This window comes from Campylobacter bilis (genome assembly GCF_016806695.1).
Taxonomy (GTDB): Bacteria; Campylobacterota; Campylobacteria; order Campylobacterales; family Campylobacteraceae; genus Campylobacter_D; species Campylobacter_D bilis.
In genome coordinates this window covers 1-15,645 of the sequence record NZ_WUED01000016.1, presented here as the reverse complement: position 1 = coordinate 15,645, position 15,645 = coordinate 1, and the positions used below count along the sequence as shown (strand labels likewise).

At 28.1% G+C, this 15,645-nt stretch carries 16 protein-coding genes and 1 pseudogene; 12 read left to right on the top strand and 5 right to left on the bottom strand.

Annotation, left to right across the window (positions count from 1 at the left end; genetic code table 11):
• The 4 genes and pseudogenes from GRQ01_RS07145 to GRQ01_RS07725 form a co-directional block, all read left to right on the top strand.
• Positions 1-308: pseudogene (locus tag GRQ01_RS07145) on the top strand (amino acid adenylation protein); the annotation flags it as partial.
• Positions 295-1,020 carry a formyltransferase family protein gene (locus tag GRQ01_RS07140; RefSeq protein WP_203121291.1) on the top strand — a complete coding sequence of 242 codons (726 nt, stop codon included), beginning with the start codon at positions 295-297 and terminating at the stop codon, positions 1,018-1,020. The pseudogene GRQ01_RS07145 and the gene GRQ01_RS07140, both read left to right, overlap by 14 nt.
• A gap of 2 nt (positions 1,021-1,022) precedes the next feature.
• Positions 1,023-1,247, top strand: coding sequence for an acyl carrier protein (locus GRQ01_RS07135; RefSeq protein ID WP_158335082.1), 225 nt, complete (start codon positions 1,023-1,025; stop codon positions 1,245-1,247).
• 99 nt (positions 1,248-1,346) lie between these two features.
• On the top strand, positions 1,347-1,544 hold the full coding sequence (locus tag GRQ01_RS07725; RefSeq protein ID WP_228892863.1) for an FkbM family methyltransferase: 198 nt from the start codon (positions 1,347-1,349) through the stop codon (positions 1,542-1,544).
• A gap of 102 nt (positions 1,545-1,646) precedes the next feature.
• Here GRQ01_RS07725 and GRQ01_RS07125 read toward each other — a convergent pair whose 3' ends face one another.
• Positions 1,647-2,861, bottom strand: coding sequence for a DUF2920 family protein (locus GRQ01_RS07125; protein ID WP_158335081.1), 1,215 nt, complete (start codon positions 2,859-2,861; stop codon positions 1,647-1,649).
• Positions 2,862-2,939: 78 nt separating this feature from the next.
• On the opposite strand from GRQ01_RS07125, the gene pseF reads away from it, so the two are divergent.
• The 4 genes from pseF to pseH all read left to right on the top strand — a co-directional run bounded on the left by pseF (position 2,940) and on the right by pseH (position 5,677).
• The gene (gene pseF, locus GRQ01_RS07120; RefSeq protein ID WP_158335080.1) at positions 2,940-3,638 is read left to right on the top strand and encodes a pseudaminic acid cytidylyltransferase; all 699 of its coding nucleotides are present in this window, start codon (positions 2,940-2,942) and stop codon (positions 3,636-3,638) included.
• Positions 3,622-4,446 (top strand): UDP-2,4-diacetamido-2,4,6-trideoxy-beta-L-altropyranose hydrolase, encoded by an 825-nt coding sequence (pseG, locus tag GRQ01_RS07115; protein ID WP_158335079.1) that lies wholly within the window; start codon positions 3,622-3,624, stop codon positions 4,444-4,446. Before pseF ends, pseG begins: the two co-directional genes overlap by 17 nt.
• Before the next feature lie 37 nt (positions 4,447-4,483).
• Positions 4,484-5,074, top strand: coding sequence for a GNAT family N-acetyltransferase (locus tag GRQ01_RS07770; protein WP_229042134.1), 591 nt, complete (start codon positions 4,484-4,486; stop codon positions 5,072-5,074).
• Positions 5,075-5,200: 126 nt separating this feature from the next.
• Positions 5,201-5,677: a UDP-4-amino-4,6-dideoxy-N-acetyl-beta-L-altrosamine N-acetyltransferase gene (gene pseH / locus GRQ01_RS07105; protein ID WP_158335077.1), complete on the top strand. Its 477-nt coding sequence runs from the start codon at positions 5,201-5,203 to the stop codon at positions 5,675-5,677.
• Here pseH and GRQ01_RS07100 read toward each other — a convergent pair.
• From GRQ01_RS07100 to pseA, 3 genes are read right to left on the bottom strand one after another with little or no spacing between them, the layout of a single operon-like run.
• Entirely contained in the window at positions 5,642-6,388 is a 747-nt protein-coding gene (locus GRQ01_RS07100) for a HisA/HisF-related TIM barrel protein (RefSeq protein ID WP_158335076.1), read from the bottom strand. The genes pseH and GRQ01_RS07100 overlap by 36 nt on opposite strands.
• A complete protein-coding gene (gene hisH / locus GRQ01_RS07095; RefSeq protein ID WP_158335075.1) occupies positions 6,389-6,994 on the bottom strand; it encodes an imidazole glycerol phosphate synthase subunit HisH in 606 nt (201 codons plus the stop codon).
• Positions 6,991-8,127 carry a pseudaminic acid biosynthesis protein PseA gene (gene pseA, locus GRQ01_RS07090; RefSeq protein ID WP_158335074.1) on the bottom strand — a complete coding sequence of 379 codons (1,137 nt, stop codon included), beginning with the start codon at positions 8,125-8,127 and terminating at the stop codon, positions 6,991-6,993. The genes hisH and pseA overlap by 4 nt, the downstream gene beginning before the upstream one ends.
• Positions 8,128-8,379: 252 nt before the next feature.
• On the opposite strand from pseA, the gene pseI reads away from it, so the two are divergent.
• Genes pseI through GRQ01_RS07070 form a run of 4 tightly spaced genes read left to right on the top strand, consistent with a single transcriptional unit; the run spans position 8,380 to position 15,127 of the window.
• The gene (pseI, locus tag GRQ01_RS07085) at positions 8,380-9,411 is read left to right on the top strand and encodes a pseudaminic acid synthase (protein ID WP_158335073.1); all 1,032 of its coding nucleotides are present in this window, start codon (positions 8,380-8,382) and stop codon (positions 9,409-9,411) included.
• The gene (locus tag GRQ01_RS07080; protein WP_203121289.1) at positions 9,408-11,261 is read left to right on the top strand and encodes a motility associated factor glycosyltransferase family protein; all 1,854 of its coding nucleotides are present in this window, start codon (positions 9,408-9,410) and stop codon (positions 11,259-11,261) included. The genes pseI and GRQ01_RS07080 overlap by 4 nt, the downstream gene beginning before the upstream one ends.
• 16 nt (positions 11,262-11,277) lie before the next feature.
• Positions 11,278-13,245, top strand: a complete 1,968-nt coding sequence (locus GRQ01_RS07075) for a motility associated factor glycosyltransferase family protein (protein WP_158335072.1) — start codon at positions 11,278-11,280, stop codon at positions 13,243-13,245.
• Positions 13,226-15,127, top strand: coding sequence for a motility associated factor glycosyltransferase family protein (locus GRQ01_RS07070; protein ID WP_158335071.1), 1,902 nt, complete (start codon positions 13,226-13,228; stop codon positions 15,125-15,127). The genes GRQ01_RS07075 and GRQ01_RS07070 overlap by 20 nt, the downstream gene beginning before the upstream one ends.
• 26 nt (positions 15,128-15,153) lie before the next feature.
• Here the strand turns inward: GRQ01_RS07070 and GRQ01_RS07065 are convergent.
• Positions 15,154-15,645, bottom strand: a 492-nt coding sequence (locus GRQ01_RS07065) for a flagellin (protein WP_265331901.1), incomplete at its 5' end; no start/stop codon positions are given.

The window sequence follows — 15,645 nt, the reverse complement described above, 5'->3', positions numbered from 1 at the left end:
ATAATGCTTTAGGTGAACTTTTATGCTATGGAAGAATTGATAATCAAATCAAATATATGGGTCACCGTATAGAACTTGGAGAAATAGAAAACATAATCAATTCACACCCAAAAATTAAAAACAGTGCTTGTATTTTTAAAGAAAACATCATTTGTTTTTATGAAAGCAAAGAAGAAATAGACTTTAAAATATTTTTAAAAGACAAATTGCCTCATTATATGATTCCAAAAAGTTTTATTAAACTTGATAAATTTAAATTAAATCAAAATGGGAAAATTGATAGGAAGGGTTTGAGTGAAACAATTTAATAGCATTTATATTATAGGTAGCGGAAAAGTGGCCAAAGAATGCTACAAAATAGCAGAAGAATTTTTTCAACAAAAAATTACTTATTTAAATGATTTAGAAAATTTAGATAGTTTTTTTAAAAACCTTCAAAATTGTCTTATCATCAGTGCAAATAATTTTTATATTTTTAAAAAAGAATGCATTCAAAATAATACTATTATAAATTATCACAATGCCCTTTTGCCAAACCACAAAGGCTGCAATGCACAAATTTGGAGTATTTGGGAAAAGGACACAAAAACAGGAATCTCATGGCATTTAGTTGAAGAAAGCATTGATACAGGTCCTATACTCATTCAAAAAGCAATAGACCTTAATAATAGTTTTACTTCCTTAAGTCTTTTAAACACTCAACATAAATTAGCCATAACATCTTTTAAAGAAGCTTTATGCAATTTAAAAAATAAAAAAACTATGATTCAAAATAATAATATAAACAAATATCATAAAAAAGCAGCACTTCCAAACGAAGGTTTTTTAGATCTCTCTTGGGATAAAGAAAAAATATCCCGTTTTTTAAGGGCTATGGATTGTGGGTTTTTTAATGGAGTTAAAAAACCAAAATTAAAAATCTTAGGCCAAGAAAAGGAAATTTTATTTTATCAAATCAATGAGCTTGATTTGATTCTAAATTTAAGCGATAATACAATTTTAAAAATTACGAAGGAGTAAAAATGGAAAAAATAAAACAATTTTTCATTAATATAGACAGAGCTGATATCAATGAAAATATGCAAAATCTTATAAGCGAAGATATCATTGATAGCATTGATATCATGTCTTTAGTCGCCGAGATAGAAAAATATTATCAAAAACCATTAAAAGCTGAATTTATAAAAGCTGAAAATTTTGAAAGTTTTGAAGCTATTAAAAATATGTTGGAACAAGTAATGAAATAAATATAAACTTCATAAAATTAAAATATATCAAGAAAAGTAAAATCTAAAAATTACAAATTAGCATTTGAGACTATAATTCAAGCTTAAAAACACCATCAAATAAACACAAGTTATGAAGAAGTTGAAGTTACAACCTTAGATTCTTATCTAGAAAAAAATCCCCTAGATATAGGTTTTATTAAAGTAGACATTGAAGGATTTGAACAAGAATTTTTAAAAGGTGCTGTAAATACAATAAAAACTCAAAAGCCCACAATGCTTATAAGTATATATTATAACCCTAATGATTTTTTTTGAAATTAAACCTTTAATAGAATCTTGGAATTTGGATTATAAATTTAAAATTTATAAGCCAACAGATTTTTACATTAGTTTAGAAACCGCTTTATATTGTGAAATTTAACAATATAAAGCAAATCGATTTTGTTCATTATCTTTAAAAACAAAAATCTTATCCCCGCAAGGATAAGAAATAGAATTAGCTTGCATAAAAGAATTTCTTCCTTTTAGTTTTTCAAGCATTAAAGGGAGTTCTTTTTTAAATAAAGCCTTATCTGTTATTCTCATTCCATGCTTTAAATCTTTAATAAATCTTCCATCAATTTGATTTTCATCTCTTATTAAGTGTAAAGTCGCATCATATCCTAATTCTTTATAAGCTGAAAAAAGAGTTTGTTTATCTTTAGCAGTATTAAATTCATCCTTTAAACTATGATATGATACCAAAATAATATTTTTATTGATGCGAGCTTGTATCATTAAATGATAAGAATTTAATAAAGTCCTGATCATATAATTTTCATTAGCAAAAAAATAAGGCGAATAAGCATCCTTCCTAGTCCAATAAGTTTTAATAAACATTTTTATAAGTGTATTAGGATCGTTAAAAACAAATTCAGATTTATTTAAATCCCTTCCTATAATACATTCTAGCATTGGTAAAACAGTCGCTGAATTATCAATCACACCATCTACATACCAAGGAGCAATTTTAGCTATAAGCAAAGATAAATATCCTCCATAAGATCCTCCTCCATAAATTTTTGGTAAATTAGAAAATTCAGGGAAACGTTTTACCAAATCTTTTAAAGCATTGATATGATCAATAGCAGCCATAATACCATAATTTTGATAATCCCCGTTGGGAGGAATGAAAGTTGAACTAAATTTAGCTTGATAGTTTGACACTAATTTCCCTTGAGACTTTAAAGTCGAGATATAATTATTAAGAAATTCATAATATTCATGTGCATTATTTTCATTGATATTACCAGCATCAATCCCAAAACCGGATAAAAGTTTTGACAAATTAGGCAAATCTTCTTTAGCAAATACAGTATGTGCACTATATTTTTCAACATTTGATCTTCTATGAGAAAAACAATGATAAAATACATTTACCGCAACTACATTAAAATTTTTAGCAATATATTCTCTATCAAAATCTAAAAAAGAAATATTCCTATTAGCCCCAAAACCCCCTACTATAAAGACTATAGCCTTAATTTCTTTTTCATTATCATAACTTATACGATATTCAAGTTTTGAAGTTCTTTTTATACCAAGTTCTGCATCATCACAAGAATTGATTTGAAAAGTTTGATTAATAAGCATATAAGGCCTTTTATTGTATTTTAAACACAATTATACTTAAATTTTAAATGAAATAAAACACCAAAATAAGGCTTGAGTATGAAAAATCTTTGCATAATCCCAGCACGCGGCGGTTCTAAAAGAATACCTAAAAAAAATATCGTAGATTTCTTAGGCAAACCTTTGCTTGCTTATAGCATTAAAAACGCACTTAATTCAAATATTTTTGATGAAGTACTGCTTTCAAGCGATGATGAAGAAATCTTAAAAATAGCCTTAAAATACGGTGCAACAAGCACTTTAAAACGCAATCAAAACTTAAGCGACGATCATGCCTCAAGCACTGCTGTAGTCCAAGATATCATACAAACTCTACAAAATAAAAATCAAATTTATGATAATGTATGCTGTCTTTATGCCACTGCACCGCTTTTAAATGAAAGTATTTTAAAAAAAGCTTATGAGAAATTTATCCAAAATAAAAGCAAATTTTTATTTGCTGCTACTGAATTTAATTATCCTATCCAAAGAGCTTTTTATCTGGATGAAAAAAGCCAAGTTCATATGTTTAATGAAAAATATTACAAAAGCCGCTCACAAGATCTTATAAAAGCCTATCATGATGCGGGTGCATTTTATTTTGGTACTAGCAAGGCTTGGCTTGAAGAAGATTTTATATTTAAACCCCATTCAAGTGTATTTATACTGCCAAGAAACCTAGCTTGCGATATAGACACAACTCAAGATTTAGAATTTGCCAAAACACTTTATAAGGTCAATCATGAAAGTTCTTTTTAGAAGTGATAGCTCTGCTAAAATCGGATTTGGACACATAAAACGAGATTTAGTTTTAGCCAAACAATATAAAGATGTAAGTTTTGCTTGCTTGCCTTTAGAAGGTTCTTTAATTGATGAAATTCCTTACACTGTTTACGAACTTAGAAGCGAAAGTATTTATGAACTCATCTATCTTATCAAAGAAGAAAAATTTGATCTTTTAATCCTTGATCATTATGGTATTAGCATGGATGATGAAAAACTTATTAAGCTTGAAACAGGGATTAAAATATTAAGCTTTGATGATGAAGTAAAAGCGCATCATTGCGATATATTGCTTAATGTAAATGCTTATGCTAAAGCAAGTGATTATGAAGGTTTAGTGCCTTTTAAATGTGAAATAAGATGCGGTTTTTCTTATGCTTTGATTAGAGAGGAATTTTACCAAGAAGCCAAAGAAAATAGAGAAAAAAAATATGATTTTTTTATTTGCATGGGTGCAACAGATATTAAAAACCTATCCCTATCCCTTGCTAATGAATTACCAAAAACCAAAATTATAAGCATTGCAACAAGTTCTTCAAACCCCAATCTGGCAAAACTTCAAAAATTTGCAAAAATGCATGATAATATCAAACTTTTCATCGATCACAACAATATTGCAAAACTCATGAATGAAAGCAATAAACTCATCATCAGTGCAAGTTCTTTAGTCAATGAGGCCTTACTTTTAAAAGCTAATTTTAAAGCCATTTGTCTTGCTAAAAATCAAGAAAAATTAGCCAAGTGGCTAGCACAAAAAGGCTATGAAGTAGTAATTTTAAAATAATTATGTTATAATTTAATCAATATAAAAAGGATCTATTATGGATATCATAAAATCCTTATCTTCATTAAATTTCTCTTGGAAAGATCATTTAATAAAATATGAAATCCACAAAAGGAATTTTATTTTTTATTTTAAAAACAATGAAACAATTATTTTAGAAAATTTTATTAATTTAAATCATATTGATAAAGAAAAAATAAGATCTTATAGAAACCACTTTCAAACAAAGAACTTCTTATACCATAGACATTATATCACGAAATTGAAACATAAAGTTTTTATTAATAGATTAAAAACCAATACAACAAAACATTATTTTTGCATAAAATATAGAAAAATAATTTTAGGAAGCATTAATTTTGAAATGAAAAATAACAATACTATAGAATTTGGATTTTATGCTAATCCCTTTTGTCAACTTTATGGTATAGGAAGGATATTAGAAAACATTGCTATTTATTATAGTTTTTACATTAAAAAATGTGCAATTTTATATTTAGAAGCTTTTAAAGAAAATTGGCAAATTTTAAACTTGCATAAAAAATTTGGATTTAAAGAATTAGAATATAATGATAATGAAATTATCAAAATGGAATTAAATATCAAGGAATATCATGAAAGAAATTAACATTATAAACTTTGGTATAGCAAGACAAATAGCTGCTTTATTTTTATTACTCGGATATAAATAAATATTTATAATCAATTAAAAAAATATACCAAGTTAACAAAAAAGCTTAGGACAATAGAATAAATGTTAATCAAACTTAAAGATTTTACCAAACTTAACACTCACGAAATCGCATTAGTTTTTAAATGGCGCAACGATCATAATATCAATCAATTTATGAAAACAAAACATATTAGTTTTCAAGAACATTTAAATTTTATTAATGATTTAAAACACGATCAAAGTAAAAAATACTTTTTAGTATTTAAAAATAAAGAAAGCATAGGTGTAATAGACTTTATTAATATTACTCCTATATCATGTGAATTAGGTCTTTATGCCAAACCGGGTTTAAAAGGAATGGGGCAAATTTTAATGGATGAAATTAAAAAATATGCCTTTGAAACTTTAAAAGTTCAAAACCTTAAAGCCTCTGTGTTTAAAAACAATCACAAAGCTTTAAAATTATATCAAAAAAATGATTTTTTTATAAGCAAAGAAGACTCTGATTTTTATCATATGATTTTAAATAAGTCTCACAGCAAAACCTTCTTTAGCTAATTCTTCTTTAATATCTTTAGGAGTGTATTGCGAAAAATGAAAAATATAAGCCCCTGCTAAAGCATCTGCACCTAAATTTAAAGCTTTTAAAGCATCGCTTGGCTTGCTTAAACCACCATTGATAATTAAAGGAATTTTAAGTCTATTTTGAAAAATTTTCAAAAGCTCTAAATCATAGCCTTTAGCCTTGCCTTCAAAATCAACTGAAGTTAAAAGAAGCTCCCCTGCTCCTTGTTTTTGATACTCTAAAGCAAGCTCTAAAGGATTAATTTGAAGCAAATTGCCTTTATCATAAACACAAAATTGTTCCCCTTTTCGCTTTACATCTATAGAACACACTATGCATTGTGAACCAAAACGATTAGCCGCTTTGGCTATAAAAGCAGGATCTTTTAAAGCTTGAGAATTGATTGCAATTTTATCCGCACCTAAATTCAAAATTTTTTGTATATCTTCAAGCGTTTTTATACCCCCTCCTATAGTTAAAGGCATAAAACACTCTTTAGCTAAATCCTGTATGCTTTCAAAGTCTATTTGTGCATTCTTTGAAGCATCTATGTCAAGGATAATTAGTTCATCAACATTACGTGCATTATAAATTCTCATTGAACTTGTTAAATGTCCTATAGTACGAAAATCTTTAAATTCTATACTTTTAACAAGCTGGCCATTTTTAAGCAAAACACAAGGTATAATTCTCGTTTTTAACATTTAAAGCCTTGCAAAATTTTCTAAGATTTTTAAACCTAAATTTTGACTTTTTTCAGGGTGAAATTGTGTAGCAAAGATATTATCTTTTTGTAAAGACGCTACAAATTTATGCCCATAATCTGCCTTAGCACTCACAAACTCATCCTTACATTTAACATAAAAAGAATGCACAAAATAAAAATCACTTTTATTTTCTATATTCTTATATAAGGGTTCTTGTTTTAAAATTTCAAGCTCATTCCAACCCATATGAGGGATTTTTAAACCCAAATCTTCTTGAAATTTCACCACCTCACCTTCAATCAAACCAAGCCCCTCGCAAAACCCTCCCTCATAGCCTTTTTCTAAAAAAAGCTGCATGCCCAAACAAATACCTAAAATCGGTTTTTTTTGTATTAAAATTTGCTCTTTTAAAATCTCTATAAAATCAAGTTTTTTTAAATTTAACATAGCTTCTTTAAACGATCCTACCCCTGGTAAAAGCAATTTATCAGCTTTTTTAAAATCTTCTTTATTTTGCACTATAAAATTTTTAATCCCGATTTTATCAAAAGCTTTAACTACTGAATTTAAATTTCCTGCCTTATAATCAATAATAGCTATCATTTTAAAATATACTCATCTTTTTTTATCAAAGAACCATCATAATCCCTTAAAAATTGTCCTTTTTTATCGCGTTTAAAAATCTTTTTATTTGTAAAAGAATCCACGATTTTTTGAAATTCTTCTTGGGTAAAGCCGCTAAATTCAAGATATTTTTTAATAGCCTTACTAGGCACTCTTCCATCATATTTATTTACTAATTTTACACCTTCTTCACGGTTAATATAACCTAAACGTATGTCTAAACATGCATTATCTGTTGCTCTTCCAAAACCATATTTGCAGTATTTTAAATAATCATGCACATGATTAGAATAACAATCTAAATTTTCAAAATTCTCATAAGTAGTTTCTACAGGACGATCTGTGGTTAAAAAACCATGTTCTTGAGATATTTTAAGATTGATCTTATAATCCCATTTAAAATAATAACCTAAAAACAATCCCGTAACGCCTACCCTTTGAAGCTCTTCATCACTTGGATAAGTATAAAAAAACAAATCCTTTTGGCTAAGGCCTTGAACTCCTATCATATCAGAAATACGATTACTCAAAAGCCCGCCAAATTCCTCAAGCCAAGTCCTATCAAGGGTATTTCTTGTCTTGCTACTTGCAGGACCACCGTATTCAATTTGCGGACTTTCACCCCAAATCATTAAAGGTATATCAAAATTCACAGCCATTCTTACAACAGTAGTAAAAATACCTAGATGGTTTTGCCACTCTGTATCGCCCGTCCTTTCAAACCCTTCTCTTGCTAAAATTTTATATACCTTGGGATTTCTTTTTACATGGATTAAATCCACACCAAGTTTGTTGAGATTTTCTAAATTTCTACGGCCTATTTTAGTAGGAATACTAGGTTCAAAACATACACACAAAGGATTAAGTCCAAGTTCAAGCATTTTAATGGTTTGAAAATGGGAATCTTTACCTCCACTTACCCCTATAATACAATCATAAATAGGATGTTTTTTATATTTTTTTATAAGTTCAAAAAATTCTTTCTCTCTTGCTTTCCAATCAATTTCATGATTTTTCGCCTCTTGTGAACGGCAAGCATCACAAATTCCTTCTTCATCAAAATGTAAATCAGGTTTAGTATCTGGCATCACACATTTTTTGCAAAATTTCATTTTTTTCCTTAAAAAATATTAATCTAAAATACATATCGTTATAATTTAATTTTATTTTATAGGGTAATTAAAAAATCAAAATATACCAAGCAAAAACTTAGTTTTTCATAAATATTGTATTAAAATATATTTAAATATTTATTATATATTTAAAATAATGCAAAAATCAAAATATATATAAACCACAGTTATATATTGGTAATTTTATAGTATAATTTCATTTAAAAATATCAATGCTAAGAATAATAAATCATGCAAATAGGAAATTTTAATACCGATAAAAAAGTTTTTGTCATTGCAGAACTTAGTGCCAACCACGCAGGCAGTCTTGAACTCGCCCTTGAAAGCATAAAAGCAGCTAAAAAGGCTGGGGCTGATTGTATCAAAATCCAAACTTATACACCCGATAGTCTCACTCTTAATAGCGATAAAGAAGATTTCATCATCAAAGGTGGACTTTGGGATAGACGCAGACTTTACGAACTATACGAACATGCTAAAACCCCTTATGAATGGCATTCTCAAATTTTTGAAGCTGCGCAAAATGAGGGGATTTTATGCTTTTCTAGTCCTTTTGCAAAAAAAGATGTAGACTTTTTAAAGCGTTTTGATCCCATTGCTTATAAAATCGCTTCTTTTGAAGCTAATGATGAAGATTTTATACGCTATATTGCCAAAGAAAACAAGCCTAGCATTATTTCAACAGGTATAGCCACCCAAGAAGAACTTTTTAAAATATGTGAAATTTTTAAAGAAGAAAAAAATCCTAATTTAATTTTTTTAAAATGCACTTCAGCTTATCCTGCAGCCATTAGCGATATGAATTTAAAAGCCTTAGTAAGCTTAAAAGAAAAATTTCAAGTCGAAGTGGGATTAAGCGATCATAGTCTTGGTTTTTTAGCTCCTGTTATGGCAGTAGCTTTAGGTGCTAGAATTATAGAAAAGCATTTTACTTTAGATAAAAGTATACAAAGTGAAGATATGCAATTTAGCCTTGATTTTCATGAATTTAAGGCCATGGTAGATGCTATTAGACAAGCTGAAAGTGCTTTGGGCGATGGGGATTTAAATCTCAATGAAAAAGTTCTTAAAAATCGTATCTTTGCTAGAAGCTTGTACGCAAGCAAAGACATTAAAAAAGGTGAAATTTTTAATGAAGAAAATGTAAGATCTGTACGCCCATCTTTAGGGCTTCATCCTAAATTTTATAAAGATATTTTAGGCAAAGTTGCTACCAAAGATATAAAATTAGGCGATGCTTTAAAAAAAGAGGATTTTAGGTGAATCAAGAACTTTTTTTAAAAAATACTCAAGCCTTATTTGAAGTAGATCAAATTTTAGCCTACAAATTGCGTAGTTTAGAAAATATAACTTTTACTATACTAGATAATGAAAATGGTATTAATTTTATAAAAAATGATATTTTACTTTATGATAATCCCAAGCAAGAGTTTTTAGAAAATTTAGCCCTTTTTGAAGGTAGATATAATAAATATCCTGTTTTATTTTTTTACGGTTTTGGCAATGGAATGCTTTATAAAGCCTTATGCAAAAATCAAAATCATAAACACCTTATCATTTTTGAAGATGATTTAGAAATTTTATACCTTGCTTTTCATCTTTATGACTTTAACCAAGAATTAAAAAATGAAAAATTAATACTTTTTCACACACAAAGTATCACTACAGCACAGCTTATGAGTCTTTTTATGTATGAAAATATACAAAAGAGTGTTAAAATTTTCAATCTTTTTATTCACAGTGATTTTTACCTTCAGTTTTACTCCCATCAAATACAAGTTCTTAATCAAAAATTGATCGAAAATATACGCTTTATAGTTTTGGCTAAAGGCAATGATCCACATGATTCAATTACTGGGATAAAACATATGCTTAATAACCTTCCTAAACTTTTAAGTCATGGGGTTTTTCAGGATTTTTTAAAAAACAAAAAAGGAAAGGTCAAAAATGCCATCATAGTTTCTACAGGTCCCTCACTTACTAAACAACTGCCCTTATTAAAAAAATATGCCAATAAAGCAAGTATATTCTGTGCTGATAGTGCCTATGCTATACTAGCTAAACATGGTATAAAGCCTGATTATGTTTGCATGCTAGAAAGAGATGATATTGTTTCTAAATGTTTTGAAAATGATTTTAAAGAATTTGATAAAGAAATCTTATTTATCCTAGCTTCAGTAGTTCATAAAGAAGCTATTGAATTTTTAGAAAAAAACAATAGAGAGTATATGCTAGTAAACAGGCCTTTACATTTTGCCACTTCATTAAAACTTAAAGAATTTGGCTATATTGGCGTTGGAGCAAGTGTTGCAAATATGAGCTATGAGCTAGCTGCGGCTTTAAGGCATGAAAATATTATTTTAATAGGACAAGATCTTGCCTACGCACAAGATGGTAGTTCTCATCCTAAAGATCATATTTATGGAAGCCATGGAGAAAAAATACGCGGAGAAATTTATACTACAGCTTATGGTGGCCAAAACCAAATCCGAACTCAACTTACTTGGAATTTATTTCGTCAAGCCTTTGAAAAAGATATTTTTTGGACCAAAGAAAAACTACAAATTAATACTTACAATTGCACCGAAGGTGGGGCTAGGATAGAAGGAGCTATAGAAAAGCCTTTTGAAGAAGTGTGCAAAAGTTTATTAAATGAAACTTTAAATAAACCATTTAAATTGCCAGAACCTTTAAATAAAAATGAAATTAAAAAGAAATTTATACAAACGCAAAAACTGCTTTATAAAAACAGCCATCAAAGTGAAATCTTTATCAAAAAATGTCAAAAAGAGCTTAAAAAACTTGATTTTGAATTAGCAAAAGCACAAAGTCATTTATTATCCTTAGAAAAAATTAAAACCAATCTTTTAAAATTTTTCATTGAATTTAAAAAAATCAAGCTTTTTAACGAACTCACCCAAGCCATATATTATCATAATGAATGCGAAATTTTACGTTATGAAGTCTTAAACGATTTAGAAAAAAATAAAACAATAAAAGATTTTTTAATCAATCAGAAAAAATGGTGGCTGCAAAGCCTTGGATATTTACATACTCAAAATGAAATTATCAAAGAAGCTTTAAAAAAATGGCAAAACGCCGATATTTTATAAATTAAGGAGAAAGTTTATGATTTTTAATAAAAATCAAATTAAAATTTTCAATAAAAATTTAAGTGCTCTAAATCCTAATTTTAGAAAAAAATTAAAACAAACAATAATCACTCATTACAAACTCATAATAGGAAAAGATCAGCTTGATATCAATTTAGAAGATACAAATAATAAGACTTTTCTTTACAAGGATCCCATAAAAGAACTTGATACTATGCTAAAAACTTACAATGAAAAATACCTTTTATATCCTGTATTATATTTTTATGGTTTTGGTAATGGAATTTTATTTAAAGCCCTTTTAAAAAATCCGTATTGCAAACATCTAGTTGTTTTTGAAAATAATTTAGAAATCATTAAAATTATCTTTCACATTTTAGACTTTTCAGAAGAATTGGGTAAAAACAAACTCCTCTTACTTGATGTTAAAGCTCTTACTTTTCAAGATTATTATGATTTATGTTCATCTAATCCGTTTTTTCAATTTTCTAGAGTATATTTTTTAGAACTTAGTAGTGATTATTATGAAAAAGATCAAGAAAATATTTTAGAACTTAATAATAAACTTGCACAAGGATTTAAAAATGCTATTTTAAGAAATGGCAATGATTCTAAAGACGCTCTTCAAGGCATAGAACAACTCATTTACAATCTTCCAGTTATGTTAACCCATGCCCCCTATCAAAATCTACTTAAACAAAGAGAAAATCTTAGCCAAACAGCCATTATAGTTTCTACAGGCCCCTCACTCACCAAACAACTGCCCTTACTTAAACAATACGCTAATAAAGCAACCATTATAGCAGTTGACTCCTCATATCCAATATTAGCAAAATATGGGATTAAACCTGATTATGTTTTATCCTTAGAACGTATTTTTTTAACCTCAGAATTTTTTAATAATAATTTTGGAGATTTTGATAAAGATATTTTATTTATCACAACTCATCTAACCCATCCTCAAACTATAAAAAATTTGCAAAATAATTATAGAGATTTTATATTGGCTTACAGAGGTTCTCAATTTGTACAATATTTAAAAATTAAAAATTTTGGAGTATTATCTGAAGGGCATAGTGTAGCTAATGTAGCCTATGGTTTAGCTGTATTTTTAAGACATAAAAACATTATCTTTATAGGACAAGATCTAGCCTACAGCAAAGATGGATTTTCCCATACGCAAGATTACGCAAATCTTGATAAACATCAAGGGCATTATGAAAGAGATTTTGGACATTTTAGAACTCTAGCTTATGGAGGAAAGGACTTTGTGGAAAGTTCTTTTTATTGGGTTTTATTTAAATATTATTTAGAAAAAAGAATTTATGAAGCAAGTCAATTAAAACTTTGTTCTACTTACAATTGTACCGAAGGAGGAGCTAGGATAGAAGGAACCATAGAAAAGCCTTTTAAAGAAATATGTGAAAAATTACTTCATAAAGAGCTTAAAAAACCTTTTCCCAAACTTCAACCCTTAAATATCAATAAACAAAATGAATTTTTATTAAAATGTTATTATAAAATTTATAACAGTATCAATCATTGCAGAAATTTTCAAGAAAAACTCTTAAATTCTTATCAACAAATCCAAGAAAGTTTTTCTAATATTCATCTCATTGCTAATTTAGAAGAAGGTAAAGAAATATTAAATTATCTTATTAAAGAAATAGATAAGATCAAACTAGAATTCGAAGATGAGAAAAATATGTTAGATTTATATGAAATTTTAATTCCCTTACACACCCAATTTGAACTCAACCTGGCTAGAATTTATGTTTTAAACCCTAAAACACCAGAAGATGCTTATAATAAATCTTTATTATGGGTGAAAGAACATATAGAATTTTTTAAACTAGTTTATGGGCATATACAAATACAAGAAAAGGCTTTAATTAGCAATATTGAACCTTTAGAAAAAGAATTGGATAAAAAATCGCTGCAAAAATGGAAAAGGAAAATAAAAAATGCATACAGAACTTTTTGATAAAAACTTAAAAGCCATGAATGGCAAGGAATACAATGATCTTAAAGAAAAATTAAAAAAAATCAAAGAATTAAGAGAATTTGCTTATACTTTTGGTAAAGACAAACTTGATATCAACATCATAAGAAAAAGAAATTTAAAAACTATTTATCAAAATCCTTTAAATGAGTTAGAAGAAAAAATGGAATCTCTTAAACAATATGTAAGATATCCGGCTTTATTTTTTTATGGACTTGGAAATGGGATTTTATATAAAATTTTACTTCAAAATGAAAATCATAAAAGAATTATTATTTTTGAAAAAGAAATAGAAATTATATTTATAGTGCTTAATCTGCTTGATTTTAGTGAAGCATTAAGAAAAGGAAGGTTTATATTAATTTATACGCCTGAAATGACCTATGTTAAAGCAGATGCTATTTTTTCTTTAAGTTCTGTAAATCGATTTTTTAAAACCTATACTTTACATACACACTCTCATTTTTATAAAGCTTACGAAGAAGATATATTAAGAGTTAATACCTTAAATTCAAAAGCCATTAAAAACATTAGCCTAAGAAGAGGAAACGATCCTAAAGACGCTATGCAAGGCATAGAGCAATTTGTTCAAAATATACCAAAAATGATCAATCATCCAAGCTACCAAAGCCTGCTTCAAAAAAGAAAAAATACCAAAGATAAAAATATAGCTATTATTGTTTCAACTGGCCCAAGTCTTGAAAAACAATTGCCCATACTTAAACAATATGCTAACAAAGCAGCTATTTTTTGTGCTGATAGTGCCTATGCTATACTAGCTAAACATGGTATAAAGCCTGATTATGTTTGCATGATGGAAAGAGATGATATCACAGCAGAATGCTTTAATAATGATTTTAAAGACTTTGATCAAGGAATTACTTTTGTAGTGACTTCTTTGGTGCATAAAAACACTATTTCTTATCTTGAAAAAAGCAAAAGATCTTATATCTTGGTTACAAGACCTTTGCCTTTTGCTTCATCTATGAAACTTGATGAATTTGGCTATATGAGTTGTGGGATGAGTGTTGCTCATATGAATTATGAACTAGCTATTAATCTAAACTATAAAAACCTTGTTTTAATAGGACAAGATCTAGCTTATAGCAAAGATGGACACTCTCATTCTAAGGGCTTTATCCATGAAAAATTGCATGATGGGCATTATCAAAGAGATTTTGATAAATATACTGCTATAGCTTATGGAGGAAAAGGAAAGGTTCAAAGCTCACAAGTTTGGATCTTATTTAAAGAAATTTTTGAAAATTTTATAGCATCAAATAATAAAAACAATATAAAAACCTATAATTGTACCCAAGGAGGGGTTAAAATAGAAGGGGCTATAGAAAAGTCTTTTAAAGAATTTTGCCAAAATTTATTAAAAAGTGATTTAAAAAAACCTTTTTCCAAGCTTCATAAACTTTCTCAAAATCATAGAAATACACTCATGTTAAAAAGCTATGAAAAAATCAAAAAACAAATGAAACTAAGCGATACTTTCTTAAAAGAATGTAAAAAAGTTAAAAACCAACTCAGTCATCTTAGAAAAGGAAAATCCCAACTTAGTTTAGAACAAATAAATCAAAATCTAGATAAATTAAAAGTGCGTTTAGATACAAATCGTTATAATTTCTTGCTTGAAATTCTAGGTCCAACACTTTATCATGAAGAAAGCGTATTAACCCCTTTATACCTTCAAAATTTCACAAACGAAAGCGAAAGACAAAACAAACTTTTTGCTTGGCTTTATGCACATGAGTCTTTAATTGAAAGCATTTTTGATCTTGTAAATACTCAAAACCTTGTCTTAAAAAAAGCTATCATACCCTTACAAGACGAATTAGAAAAAAGAAAATTAATTTAATGAGGATAAAAATCCTCATTAAATTTTTATTGTAAAAGTTTTAATACATTTTGTTGTACAGCATTAGCCTGAGCCATAGCATAAGAACCTGATTGAGCTAATATATTATGCTTTGAAAAATTAGCGCTCTCACTAGCAAAGTCTACATCTCTGATTTGAGATTCTGCTGATTTTACATTTACTTGTGTTACTGTGATGTTGTTGATCGTAACTTGAAGCTGATTTTGCACCGAACCTATATCTGCTCTGATTTGATCAAGATTAGTTATAGCTGTTTCAGCAATATCCATTACTGCCATAGCTCCTTTAAGTGTAGTCACACCCGCTGTTTCACTTACAGCACCTGCTGCATTACCTGCTGAAGTTTTTAAAGTAGCAAATTGAGAATTACCAGAACCTTCAGAAAAACCTGAACCTGTAGAGACATTATATACATTACTAGCTGCAGTCATTTGAGAAACAACAAAAATTCCAGATGCTAAACCTATTGACATATTTTTACCGCTACCCTCAGAAAA